This window comes from Globicatella sanguinis, from assembly GCF_002847845.2.
Lineage (GTDB): Bacteria > Bacillota > Bacilli > Lactobacillales > Aerococcaceae > Globicatella > Globicatella sanguinis.
This window is the reverse complement of sequence record NZ_CP126962.1, coordinates 2,325,782-2,339,842: the sequence shown is the minus strand read 5'-3', so window position 1 is coordinate 2,339,842 and position 14,061 is coordinate 2,325,782. Positions and strand designations below refer to the sequence as shown.

General features: G+C 36.6%; 9 protein-coding genes and 1 tRNA gene. 2 read left to right on the top strand and 8 right to left on the bottom strand.

What is annotated here, in order from left to right; translation table 11 throughout:
- Positions 1–197: 197 nt before the first annotated feature.
- The 4 genes from pheT to CYJ72_RS10330 form a co-directional block, all read right to left on the bottom strand.
- Entirely contained in the window at positions 198–2,618 is a 2,421-nt protein-coding gene (pheT, locus tag CYJ72_RS10345; protein WP_284629768.1) for a phenylalanine--tRNA ligase subunit beta, read from the bottom strand.
- Entirely contained in the window at positions 2,618–3,685 is a 1,068-nt protein-coding gene (pheS, locus tag CYJ72_RS10340) for a phenylalanine--tRNA ligase subunit alpha (protein ID WP_066125063.1), read from the bottom strand. Before pheS ends, pheT begins: the two co-directional genes overlap by 1 nt.
- A gap of 838 nt (positions 3,686–4,523) precedes the next feature.
- Positions 4,524–5,741, bottom strand: coding sequence for an MFS transporter (locus CYJ72_RS10335; RefSeq protein ID WP_066125065.1), 1,218 nt, complete (start codon positions 5,739–5,741; stop codon positions 4,524–4,526).
- Positions 5,734–6,876 (bottom strand): hypothetical protein, encoded by a 1,143-nt coding sequence (locus CYJ72_RS10330; RefSeq protein WP_284629767.1) that lies wholly within the window; start codon positions 6,874–6,876, stop codon positions 5,734–5,736. Before CYJ72_RS10330 ends, CYJ72_RS10335 begins: the two co-directional genes overlap by 8 nt.
- Before the next feature lie 298 nt (positions 6,877–7,174).
- On the opposite strand from CYJ72_RS10330, the gene CYJ72_RS10325 reads away from it, so the two are divergent.
- Positions 7,175–7,257 (top strand) — tRNA-Leu (locus CYJ72_RS10325).
- Between the two features lie 509 nt (positions 7,258–7,766).
- On the opposite strand, the gene CYJ72_RS10320 is transcribed toward CYJ72_RS10325, so the two are convergent.
- From CYJ72_RS10320 to CYJ72_RS10310, 3 genes are all read right to left on the bottom strand, one after another.
- Entirely contained in the window at positions 7,767–8,900 is a 1,134-nt protein-coding gene (locus CYJ72_RS10320; RefSeq protein WP_284629766.1) for an ATP-grasp domain-containing protein, read from the bottom strand.
- Positions 8,901–9,365: 465 nt separating this feature from the next.
- Positions 9,366–10,121, bottom strand: coding sequence for a glycoside hydrolase family 73 protein (locus CYJ72_RS10315; protein WP_101813059.1), 756 nt, complete (start codon positions 10,119–10,121; stop codon positions 9,366–9,368).
- A gap of 18 nt (positions 10,122–10,139) precedes the next feature.
- Entirely contained in the window at positions 10,140–10,667 is a 528-nt protein-coding gene (locus CYJ72_RS10310) for a hypothetical protein (RefSeq protein ID WP_066125072.1), read from the bottom strand.
- A gap of 123 nt (positions 10,668–10,790) precedes the next feature.
- On the opposite strand from CYJ72_RS10310, the gene CYJ72_RS10305 reads away from it, so the two are divergent.
- The gene (locus tag CYJ72_RS10305) at positions 10,791–11,303 is read left to right on the top strand and encodes an FUSC family protein (RefSeq protein WP_101813060.1); all 513 of its coding nucleotides are present in this window, start codon (positions 10,791–10,793) and stop codon (positions 11,301–11,303) included.
- Positions 11,304–11,715: 412 nt separating this feature from the next.
- Here CYJ72_RS10305 and CYJ72_RS10300 read toward each other — a convergent pair whose 3' ends face one another.
- The gene (locus CYJ72_RS10300) at positions 11,716–13,836 is read right to left on the bottom strand and encodes a serine hydrolase (RefSeq protein WP_284629765.1); all 2,121 of its coding nucleotides are present in this window, start codon (positions 13,834–13,836) and stop codon (positions 11,716–11,718) included.
- Positions 13,837–14,061 lie beyond the last annotated feature (225 nt).

Genomic DNA, 14,061 nt, shown 5'->3' with positions numbered 1-14,061 from the left:
GTAAATGATTTCATAGACTCCCTTTTTCCTTAGCGATACGGAAGGCATCCATAATCCCCTTCAATTTTCCTCAATAAAATGTGATGCATTAAAAAGAACTCAGCGGCTTATTGACGAGTAAAAATCGCCTGCAAAAAAAGACCATGTAGAAACATTCATTTCTACACAGTCTCAAAATGGTATTTATCTTATCGTTCTTAACGAATTTCTAAGCCATCAATTTGATTAAGGGCTTCGGTAATATTAGCCATTGCGGCGTTAATTTTCTCATCCGTTAAAGTTTTCTCTGGGTTTTGGAAAGTTAAGTGATAAGCTAATGATTGGTTGTCTTCTCCAATTTTAGCATCGACAAAACGGTCAAATAATTCAACTGAACGTAAATATTGGCCACCTTTTTCATTAATTAAATCGACTAATTCTTGTTGGATTATCGATTTTGGTACTAATAAAGCTAAGTCACGTGACGTTGAAGGGTACTTCGTAATCATCGTTTGCACTAAAGCAGGACGGTCATAAGCTAATACTTGATCAAAGTTTATTTCCGCAAAGAATGTCTCATCTGGTAAATCATGGTCTTTGGCTACTTTAGGATGGACTTGACCAAAGAATCCAATTACTTCACCATCTAATAAGATGTTTGCGGTACGACCCGGATGCATGACGGCATAATCTTGGGTTGCTTGATAAGTTATCTTGTTAGTTAAGCGAATAGCTTCGAAATAACTTTCAATGATTCCCTTTAAGTCATAAAAATCATAATTCGCTGCCTCTTGATACCAAGCATTTACGGCATTTTGTCCTGATACTAAGATACCAAAGCGCTCTTCTTCTTTTGGTTGAACATTGTCACCTTGTCCATAAAAGACTTTACCAATTTCATAAAAGGCTAATGGTTTATTTTGACGCGCTTGGTTATATTTTGCAATTTCCATTAGCGCTGGGAATAAACTTTGACGTAATACTGAACGATCTTCACTCATTGGTAAGGCTAATTTGACAAATGGTTGGTCACCATGTAATAATTCAGCTTCTTTTGGTGAGGTTAAGACATAACTAATCACTTGATTTAAGCCCAGTCCTTCAGCAATCGCACGTGTTTGACGAACTAATTTTTGTTTTGAATTTAAGCGACCTGGCGTACTTGGTACAGTTGGTAACGTAACGGGAATATTATCATAACCATAAATACGGGCAATTTCTTCTAAGACTTCTGCTTCAATCGCTATATCCCAACGACGTGGTGGCACTGAGACGGTAAAGTCTGTGTCTTGAATCGTTACTTCAAAACCTAAACGGTCAAAAATGGTTTGTAATTCATCGTTGGTGATCTGAATGCCTATTCTATTTTCAATCGCTGATAAAGGAACTGTCACTTGTTTATTTTCAACCGTTAAGGTATTCACTTCCTTAACACCCGGTTCAACGACGCCATCACCTAATTCAGCCATTATTTGGGCTGCAGCAGCTCCTGCTTCATCAATCGTTGCTAAATTAATTCCTTTTTCAAAGCGTGCACTTGATTCAGAACGTAAATTAAATTTAGACGCTGTTTTACGGACATTTAAGCGGTCAAAGACAGCTGTTTCTAATAAGACAGTCGTGGTCTTCTCTGTGACTTCTGAATCCATGCCGCCCATTACACCTGCTAACGCAACAGGGGTTTCACCGGCTTTAATCATCACATCATGTGTTGATAACGTACGTTCTGCCCCATCTAAAGTCATGAAAGTTTCCCCTTCATTGGCTGCTGCTACTGAAATGGCTTTAGAAGCTAGCGTATCATAGTCAAAGGCATGCATGGGTTGCCCATATAATAATAAGAAATAATTCGTAATATCAACGATATTGTTTAATGGACGAATACCGGCTTTCATCAAGCGCATTTGTAACCATAATGGACTTTCTTTTACCGTCACGTTTTTAATCACTCGCAATTGATAGCGTGGTGATAAAGCAGCATCTGCAACCGTTACTGAGACAGCCTCTAATAATTCTGCGTTATCAGCAAAATGAGGCGCTTCTGGTTGCGTCATCGTAGGTTTTTGATTAATGACTGCTCCTACTTCATACGCAGAGCCACGCATTGATAAAGCATCTGCACGGTTAGGGGTAATCGATAATTCTAAAATCGGATCATCTAATTTTAAATAATCAATCACACTTTGCCCCACTGGCGCATCTTGTGGGAATAAATAAATGCCATCTGCGTATTTCTTAGGAATAACACTATCGGAAAAGCCTAATTCTTGCAGTGAACATAACATTCCTTCGGATACTTCACCACGTAATTTACTTTTCTTAATTTTGAATCCACCAGGTAAAACAGCACCAATCATCGCAACAATTACTTTTGCTCCCGCATGCACATTCGGTGCTCCACAAACAATTTGTAATAATGCGTCTTGACCGACATCTACTTTCGTTAAATGTAGGTGGTCACTATCGGGATGATCGACACATTCTACAACTTCTCCTATTACTAAGTTTGATAAATTAGCACCATAATTTTCTACGCCTTCAATCTCAATACCTGTACGAGACATTTTATCAGCCAATTCATCTGCCTTAATTTTTGATAAATCTACAAAATCGTTTAACCATTCATATGATAAAAACATTAATTTTGACCTCCTTTGAATTGATCTGAGAAACGTAAATCATTTTGATAGAAGTGACGAATATCATCCACATTATATTTCAACATTGCCACACGATCTGGTCCTAAACCAAAAGCGAATCCTGAGTATTTACTTGAATCAATACCGGCCATTTCTAATACATTTGGATGGACAATGCCGGCACCTAATATTTCAATCCAACCTGTTTGTTTACAGACTGAACAGCCTTTACCACCGCATTTAAAACATGACACATCTACTTCGACCGAAGGTTCAGTAAATGGGAAATAACTTGGACGTAAACGAATTTCACGTTCTTCACCAAATAATTTTTGAGCAAACTGTAATAGCGTCCCTTTTAGATCAGCGAGTGTAATCTCTTTGTCTACTACTAATCCTTCAATTTGATGGAATTGGTGAGAGTGCGTCGCATCATCACTATCACGACGGAAAACTTTACCAGGACTAATCATTTTTAATGGACCGTCTTTTTCAAAATCATGTTTTTCCATCGTACGAGCTTGCACAGGAGAAGTATGCGTTCGCAATAATACTTCCTCTGAAATATAAAACGTATCTTGCATATCACGAGCAGGATGTCCTTTTGGTAAGTTCATCATTTCAAAGTTATAGTGATCTAATTCAACTTCAGGCCCTTCAATCACTTGATACCCCATACCAATAAATAAATCTTCAATTTCTTCCATGGTTTGAGTAATGATATGACGACTACCTAACGCTTGTTTTTTACCTGGTAACGTAATATCAAGCGTTTCTTCTGCTAATTTAATTTCTAACTCTCGCGCTTCAATACGGGCTTTTGAGACTTCAATCGTTGTTTCAATTTTTTTCTTGAACTCATTCATATGTTGCCCTAGTTCACGACGACCGTCATTGTCTAGGTCACGCATCACTTTAGCAAGATCCGCAATAACCCCTTTTTTCCCAGTGTATTTCACTCTTAAGGTGTTTAACACTTTCATTGAATCAACTTGTTCTAATTCACCTGATGCTTCTTGCATGAGGACTTGAATCTTATCTAATGTTTCTTGTAATTTTGAACTCATAGCTTACTCCTTTTTAAAATTTATGACAAAAAAATAGCCTCCCCCAAAAAAGGGACGCATGACCGTGGTACCACCCTTGTTTCAAAGATTATCAGCAATCCAATCTTTGACACTTGGCATCTATAACCGAGATGTAGCGGGTTCTTTTTCAAAAGTGATTCTTTCTTAACAGAACGACTCCGAAAGCGAAAGTCTCTCGCGGCTTACATGATTTAGTTTCAGTCACGCTAAATCTCCCTGATGACGGCACAATTGACATTTTTCATCATAGTCTTCTAAAAGGTATTATAGCAAGAATTCTAAGGAGTTTCAAATGAATCTCAATAGAAGCTTAGGGAAGATTCGTAAGTAACAGCTTTTTAGAGTGAATTAGTTAGAGGCATGGTGAATAATGGAATCATCGCTTTAATTTCATCTGTATATTTTAAGGCGCATCAATCAATATATACGGGATTCTTCAATAACCTAGTGCGCATTTCTTTTACGACGGACTATGAATTGCTCCAAAAACTGATAGCTCATTTTTCTTGTAAACAAGTGCGTATTGCTCTGATAAATGACTGTGCATTTATTTTGTAACCAAATGCTCATTGTTCTAATAACAGATTGCGCACTTATCTTGTAGCCAAATGCACGTTGATTCAATCGCTCGCACCGATACCACCAATGCTAAAGTATATACTAGAAATGTTGTTTCTCCAATCAAAAGAACCTCGTTAAGATTTCCTTGAACATCACCCCATTAGTCGGTATATAAAAAGAGACTTATAAGAAGCTCGTGCTTAAGCGTGTTAAGCTTTAATTCCTTATAAATCTCTCGTTCTTTATCAATAATGGTTTACTCTTTTATAACTGCTGCCTCGTTCTTGCCTTCAAATAATGATTTTTTCTTTGCTAAATAAATCATCCACAAAAATATCAAGGGAAAGATAATACTTGAAAAAATACCGACTCGTAAATTACCACCTGACCAAGCAGCTACCTGACCAATTAATCCAGGACCTACCGTACAACCTAAATCGCCAATTAAAGCTAACATCCCAAACATAATCGGTCCCCCGGTTAATCCTTTACCTGCCAGACTATACGTTCCCGGCCATAATATACCGACCGCTCCTCCGTACATTGCACTGCCTAATAAGCTAATCCATGGCCAGTCAAATACCGACATCACTAAAATACTAATGGTTAGGGTTATTAAACTAATCATAATGAATTTTAAAATGGAAAGATTATGTTTTCCTAAGCCAAAATAAATCCGAAATAAGCCCATCATCACCGCAAAAGAAAGCGGTCCGGCTAAATCTCCCACGGCTTTAGAAAAGCCGACAGTTTTTTCCATATAAAGGGATAACCATTGGCTCAGTGCCATTTCACTAGCACCGGCACAAAACATCATCATCGAAAAAATCCAGAAAGCTTGATTGGTTAATAATCCCATCATACTACCACCTTCAGCAGTTCCTTCGATGATCGTTGGTAATGGCACAAAAATGAATAAAATCATATTAAGTAACGGAATAATACACCAGAAAAATGTCAGAACGCGCCACTGTTCAATGCCGACAAAGTAAAAGTAACTCATCGCAATAATCGTGACGGCGACAAAGCCCCAACTATAAAACGAATGCATCAAGCTCATCATTCGTTCATTATTATCAGTTGGGATTTCCTCTAAGATAGGATTACTAACCACCTCAATCAAGCCGCCTCCTGCACTATATAAAGCGGTAGCAATCACCAAACCAATATACGGATTACTGCCTATCATATTCGGCAAAAGTGCCATCGCAGCAAAACCTAATACCGCTAATAAATGGGCTAATATAGCCACCCAACGATAACCAATCCATTTAATAATGGGGATGGATAATGCATCTGCCATTAATTGCACTAAAAAATTTAAGGAAACTAATGCCGTTATTTGGACTAAATCAACTGAAAATTCATTTTGAAATTGTACAAATAATAAGGGCACATAATTAATCACCATCGATTGCACAACATAAGCCATAAAACAAGCAATGATGGTATGACGATATGTTAATCTACTCACTTTCAGATACCTCATCTATCAATTCACTTGTCAATAAATACGTTAATTCTTTTTGGGAGATGGAATTCAAAGCTAATAAATCAGGCATGGTCCACTCATACGGTTGAAAGCTATAAACTGTCTTAAACTCATATGATTTAAAGCTCGCTGTTTTATCTTCAAAAATATTTAAGTTAAAGTTTTCAGTGACACCAGCTAATGTTAAAGTATAGAGTTGAGTACGTTCATTAAAGGCAATATCAAAATCGGTTAATTTCTTGGTCACCATCGTAGTCGCAACACCTAGGTCTTTGACCATTTTAGGTAAATCGCGATTAATATCAAGTCCCTCAATCGTTGCTAAGCGTGTGCGATCAATTTGTTGGTTGACTAAAGCTCCAAAAGCGAGTCCACTAGGTTGCGCACTTAACTCTAACTTTTGCATCGCACTAGCTTCTGTTTCATTAATCGTGACATCCGTTGTCAATTTTAAATTTACATTTTTAGTATCACTAAAAATCACTTCCGGAATTGCCATTCTTTCCAAACTCAACGTATATATCGGATCGATATAGTAAATACTCTCTTCAGGAACTTGAGCTAACTTGTTCATATTAGGTAATAATAGAAACGCATCATTCAAATTCATCAATTGATCAAAGCCTATTAGCTGACTTTGTTCGAATTCAACGACGGGAGAATCAACTGAAGCCATCACCAAAGCATCATCTCGCTTAAAGTAAGGTTGACTGAAATAATCAAGCGAGTTAAGCCAATCTAAAGTCGTGACATAAGCGTACTTAAAATTATCATAAGCATACAGACGAACATGATAATGGTTTGGATTTGACAATCGATCATAGAAATCATAGTCGATAATCGCATTGCCAGTTGTAGTATTACCAAAAACTGTCACCTCAACCGTTTTTTCATTACTTCTTTGATTCACTAATTTTAATTGCATTTTAAAGCTCGGAACCTCTTTTAATGCTTCAAGTTGCTGAGTTAAGCTTTCTAATTTCGAAGGTTCAACCTTTGTCACTTCACTTCGCAAAAGACTCTCTTCGGTTGGTTCTAGAGTGGATTGAGCTGAACTAATGGGTGATAAAATGAGTGAACTCATCATTCCCATTAAAGTTAAATATTTGAGTTTCATTTTATACCATCCTTCCCTTTTCAAAAAATCACTCCAACTCTTCTTAATATCCCAAAAAAATTATTATTTACGACTTTTACAATTATTAAGTATAGCACAAAATTTCGTCATTGTGAGTGAAAACCTATTCTCAGAAATATTAATAATTAATTAGAAGACCATGATATCCCTACTGAAATCATCTAAAAAGGTGGATATAACAAGGTTATTAATCGCTGAACCATTCTCCGACATCAAAAAAGACTCTTTAGATATTTGACAAATGTTGAATAACATGCTATTTTTAATATTGTTTCCTGCGGTAGTGGCGGAATGGCAGACGCGCCATCTTGAGGGGGTGGTGAGTGTATACTCGTGTGGGTTCAACTCCCATCTACCGCATTTTAAATAGAATAAATCAATCATCTTAAAACTAAAAGGCCGTCAATCACTTAGATGTGTACGACCTCTTTTTTTTATCAAAAATTAGCGATTCTATACTTTTTGGTGTGGGGAAAAGAATCATTTCTGTTGACCCACACCATTTGACATGAACCGATTTTCCTAAGAAAATGACAAGCATAAAAAAAGCCCACTAAGTGGGCTCCGACTAGTCTTTATTAGATTCATAGGGAGATAAAATCTAATAACTGTATTATAGCAGACTTTTTTTCCTAAAACAATACCTCTGCACTATTAGTTATACAATATTATAAAAAAGTTACCCATGTTAAGCATTAAGCACGACAAACCGTGCAGTTCTCAGTAATGGAGTGCCTCGCGGCCAAACAATCCATGATGCTCCAACCAGTTTCCTCATTAGATTATATTCTATTAATTGTTTCTACTAGCACTTCCATAATCACAACTATCAATTGATTCTTCACGACAAAGAATATCACTTAAAATCATTATTTTTTTAATAAATCCGTTATCTCAATTTGACGTTCACAATTACTAATCGAGTCTCCTGTTATAATCACTTGTCCCACAATGTCATGAGCTTCATGACCCAAAGGATTAAATAAAGCAAATCCCCAATCCGTACGCATCATATATTGTGTTAGCACACTATCAAGATTTAAATAAGGTACTTGTAATGAAATTGCTGCCTTACTTCTTAGACGTATTTCCGGTAGTGGTAATCCTAACACCGCACGGACCGTTGCCTCATAATGATTCACTGACATTGAACCAATGGTAAATAATGCTGCATCAGAAAGACCGATTCTAGCATCATTGACATAGACGACTCCCGCAGTCGTAATTAACAATTCCATTGTAATGGAACCAATTAATCCCAATTCATCAGCAATCACGTGTCCAATGCGATTTATTTCTGCTTCAATCGCCGAATGCAAGCTCACCGGATAACGCACTTGCGTTCCACCATCAATACCCGCTTCAATAATTTCAAAAATCGGGTAAACTAACATTTCTCCACGCTCATTACGCACAATCGTTAAGGAGGCTTTCTTCTCAGATGGAATCCAAGCTTCTAAAATACAAGTACTTTCCTCAATTTTAGTTTCCGCTTGAGGATAATCTTGTTCACTATAAATAATAACCGATTGTTCTGAATTAGGTAAATGTCGGTTGGTTGATTTTAAAATACAAGGAAAGCCAATATATTCTACCGCTTCTTTGATGTCAGCTATTGATGTTACCAATGAAAACGGCGCTACTAATAATTGCAATGAATCTAAATACGCTTTTTCTAATAATCGATCCGTCGTAATGGAAATTAAGTCTTCTGACATCGTAACATCCGTAATTTCTTTTAAAATTTGATAATCTTGACTGGATAAAATGCCTGTATCGGTAATAATCGTGTCTACCCGTCCGGCAAAATGTCTTAAAGCCAGTTCATCATACGTTTCGGCAATGGTTTGCCAGGACGCAAATTGTTTAACAGGATTGTCTGGAGTCAAAACCAAACTACCTACTCGGTATCCTAATCGACCCGCTTCTTGTGCTAATATAGCTGCAGATAAGCTAGAACCAATAATTCCCACTGTTTCACCTGGATAATGTTTTCTTGGCATATTGTCCCTCCTTTCATCCATTTCACTCTTACTATCTTATCATATATTGGCAATAATTCCGATATGTTTTAGTCTTCTTTTCTTTACATTTTATTAACAATGAAAAAAGAGCACAGAAGGGAGACATCAAATGACTGTTGCTCCCTATCTATGCTCTTCATCACTGTTTATTTCCAAGGTGTCTTGATTTAATGGTAATGTTAGAAACTAAAGTTGCACCAATTGTTTCCACGAGGTGATGTATAATCATGGGCTGAGATTAAATTGCTATCACCGAAATCATTCGAATCCTTACGATGATTCAGCTTCTCTAATGGCGACTAACTACATATTTAGCTAGGTTACCAAAACACCATCGACCGTACCATTCAGTTGCCTTTCATATATCACTAATTATCCTATTTTGCTATATTACCAAAACATCTGCCGATCACTAAGCTTGTTTAATTTCATTGGCACTTTCATTTATTGCTCGGTGGTCTGTTCCCCATTAGGCTGATTATACTGGTAGAGATTCCACTCATCCATCATCGCAATTAATTTATTTGCATAATCAGGATCGGTAGCATAACCTGAGTTTTGTAAACCACGCGCTTGCTCTTCAGGGGTAGTACCATTTTTAACCGCGGCATATTGGTCGGCATCCCAAGTGGTACCGTGAACCAATAAGCGGGCATGAGCCTCCATGGAAGCCGCCCAATTAGGATAAACCTTAAAGCGTTCGGTGCTCTCAATCCATTTATTATCAACATACTCTGCTGTAGGTAAATCCACACCATCAGGATCACTCGCATCCGTTTTAACACCAAATAAATTATAATAATCTGACGCTAAACCACTCTGGCCAAATTCTGATTCTAACATCGCTTGTGCCATTGAAACACTCGCATAAATACCATATTGACGCTGTAACTTTTGGGCAATCGGTGAAATTTCTTCCACAAAAGCCAGCCTTGTTTGATAGTCAATATTTTCAATTGGGGGTTCAATAAAATTCGTATCTCGTGATTTCTGCCACTGAGAGACTAATAGCGTGAGTAATACCAATAGAATAATCACAAAAAATGTAATGATACCTAATTTTTCAAAAAACACACGTCTTAAATCGTTAAATTGTTTTTTCTTCGTTGATTTTCGTTTAGTTGGTTTACGTCGTGTTGTTTTTCGTTTTTTCACTGGCTTTCTAGCCGTTGTTTTTTTCTTGGTCTTACTCTCTACCATCTCAACACCCCCATTGGATTATTCGTCTTCTTTTAATTTTTCTCTTTCACTTTCAAACCAGTCGAGTAATTTTATTTCATCGGTTTCAATTTGTTGACGAATAACACCTGGTAAACGCAGTTCAATAATATCATTGTAACCCCAAAAATTATAATCTGCAATCAACTGTAAAATCGTCATATTGGATTTACGAGAACTCTTATCTTCATTCGCATCTGATTGATGCCATTCTAAACGTACCATGCCGTGACGAACCCATTTTTTAGCTATTTCATATTTTAAAAATAAATATTCTTTCACAGGTTCAGCCATAATATCCGGTACAATCTCCGCATTACGTACTACTTTTTGTACGAGCATCCATTCATAATCTGTGAACAATGTAGATAATATCATAATATTTTCATATTTCAAACCCTGTTCACCTTTTTTCCATCGATCCCAACTTTGAGGTGAAATTCCTAATTGTTCAGAATAAAAAGCTTTTTCACTCACATATTTCTCTTTTATCGCATGAACAACAATCGCAATTAATGCTGGATTCATAAAACATCACTCCTTACGTGTATTATATTTTTATTATACACTTAATACGTGATGTTGTAAATGTTTGTATTTTAAATTTATTTCGTATATTATAAAAAGAAATAAGAGAAGGGATTCGAGTTTATGGTAAATAAGTCTCCATTTAAAATAGGTTGGCGAACCATCAAAACGGTTGTAGGAGTATTTATTATCTTATTACTCTTCCATTGGTTGGACCGTTCACCTGCAACATTGGCCTGTTTAGCTTGTGTTTTTGCGATGCAAGAAGATATCTCTAAGTCCATTACTTTTGGACGTTATCGAATTGTCGGTAATACACTAGGGGCCCTGATTGCTGCCTTGGTGGTTCAAATTGAATTAATATTCGGCATTGAACATCCCTATGTTCATATAGTAGCTGTTTCGCTAGGTGTGTTACTGGTTATTGTTTCGTGTAATGTACTGAATAGTGATAAAAGTATCGTTAATTCTTGCGCCACCTACTTCGTCGTCTTGCTGACGATTTCGAGTAGTCAATTAGTCAGTTATACCGTTGATCGCATTTCAGATTGCTTTATCGGTGTCATTATTGCCATAATCGTCAATTACATACTACCCGGTTCAAAACCTCAACCTACTGAATCAGAGAACCTTTAATACTACCTAAAATATATCGCAATCACAATAATAATTATATTGAACTAAGGTCTGATATTTCACTATTTATCGTTTCATGATGCGAGTTAAACAGTTGAATTAAAAAAAATCTCAAAGTAGTTAATTAGAGTTGGCATTACCATTAGATTTGACGATGAAATTTAGTTGTGCACAAAAAGTCACTTGACGATAAAATAGTTTTGCTATTAACATTTGTCACGGCACATAAAGACATCTTCGCACATAAAAAACGAGCTAGAAGAAAGAGTTTGTTACACTCTACTTCACTAGCTCGTTTTTCTTTTAACTCAACTGTGCGGGGGTGGACAGACGAAGCGAAAATCATATAATTTTCTAATTCTGGCCCACTCCCACCATTAAAATATTTGTACTAATCATCAACTAAATGATATTATTCAGCATAATAGAATTTATTAGATCCATCTTCATCTTGGAACCAATTAATATTTCGGTAACCGCCAGTATTTGGATCGTATACTGAATCAGGCATACCATCACCATTAAGGTCATCCCCATATTGGAATCCTGGCGCTTCAGTTTGTTCAACCACTGGTGCTTCAGTGACTGGCTCAACATATTCTTCCGCAGGAACTTCTTCAACTGGTGCTTCTTCAGTTGTCTCTTCTTCAGATGGAATTTCACCAGTCATGAAATAAGAAACTAATTGACGAATTGAGTTCGCAATACTTAAGACAGTTGTGTCAGTATCTTTTGGATTCGCCACATTCGTCACCACTAAGTATTGGCCATCTTCTGTTTCTAAAATACCGGCATATCCTTGGCTCGTTGAATCAATATCATTTGAAGCAATTTCATAGCGACGAGTCACGCCTTCGAATCCATCTGGATATTTACGCGTAATCGGTGTTTCTAATAACATCTCTTTAAATTTCGCATCTAATTCTTCAGACACTAATTGATTATTAGCTAATTTCTCTAATAACAATAATAAATCTTGTGCATTGGTGACCGTACCTGTTATATGACCTTCGTCATTGACATTTAATAACTCTGTCACTTTGGTAGCAAAGTAATGGTTCTTAGATAACCATAAGTTAAAGTCATTAGGACCACCTGTTGCTTGAATCAAATGATTCATAGCAGAAGCATCTTGCTGTTGAATCACTTCAATCATTAAAGCTTCGATTGTAAATTCAGTATTTTCTTCTGCAGATGCAATGGCACCATTATCCCCTTCAGCTTTTAGATCATCTAATACTTTCACCTTAGTTTCAAGGTCAATTTCACCCTCATTTATCGCTGATAATGTACGGTTTAAAATGAACCAAGAGAATAATTGTGAAGCATCAAATGAAGAATCAGCATAAATATAAGGTGAGTCTTCCCCATTTTTCTTAAATGCTGCTAAAAGAGTGCCTGTTTCCGATAAATTATCCGTTAAAATTTGGTTGAAGTTTTCAAACTTTTCACCATCAACTGTTGTTTTTGGTAATTCAACATCAAGTGATTCATCAATATTTAATGAATCTGATTTTACTTTCACAACTTGTTTTGGTTGCTCAGACGCAATCACTTGCATAGCTGGATTATTGAAAGTAATTTTCAATTGTTTACCTTCTTGAACAAGTGAATAGTCTTGGATTTCTTGAGTATCGCCATCGATGTCAACTGAAATATTTAAATCTTCACGTTTAATTTCTTTTTGGTCATCCGCTAACTCTAACTCAATTTCTGTCAATGGATAATGATCTAAGTTCACAGCACTTTTCGCTACTACCGCATTTTCTGTTTGATTCGGTTGGTCACTATCAGAAGATGCGTCCTCTTTAGTTGTTTCACCTTCTTGGGTTGTTTCACCCTCTTTAGTGGTAGCATCTTCTTTGGTACTGTCATCTTCTTTATCGTTTGCCCCTGTTTGAGTGTTATTGGCTAATGAATTACTTTCATCTGTTGAGTTAGGAGTATTTTCATCACTTTCTGTCGACACTACTTGTTCACTTGTAGAAGGTTGGTTTTGATTACCAAAGCCATATTTTTCCCATAATTGTTTCCCATATTTAGGGCCAAAGGCAATTAATAGGAATAATAAGAATACAACTAAAAATAATTTAATAATATTCCATAGGAAACCTAAGACACTTCCACGTCGTTTTGTCTTAGGAATCACTTCAGAATCTTCAATATAACGTTCTAATTCATCATCACTTACTCGACTAGAACGGGTACGCGTCGCTTCATCAGTAGTGGCAAATTGAGGCTCTTCCCGATTATCAAGACGACTATCGATCGTGCGATGAACACGTGTCTCTTCAAAATTATCTAAATTATCTACAGTTCCCAGAACGCGTGTCTCTTCAAAATCATCTACATGACTTTGTCCAGCCGCTACACCAGCAGCTACTTCATCGGTAGTTTTAATATCTTTTAATTCATCTCTTTGAGGTTCTGGTTTAGCATGTACGTGCGTCGATTCTGAACCATCAAATTGATGACCACAATAAGCACATCTTGTCTTAGAACGTACTTGCTTACCACAATTTGGACATTTCATATTATTCCCCCTAAATAAATATTCTCACTGATTATTATAACATAATGAGTACTTTAATGTCATTCACAAGCCCACAACCATTTCATTACAAAGTAGTATCAAACGAGCCCGTTACTCGATAATCGAATGGAACAAGCACCTGATGACTTAACAATATATTCGGAATCAGCGCCACGTCTTTTAAACAGAATACTGACATCACACGCTACAGCCATTCTTATAGAA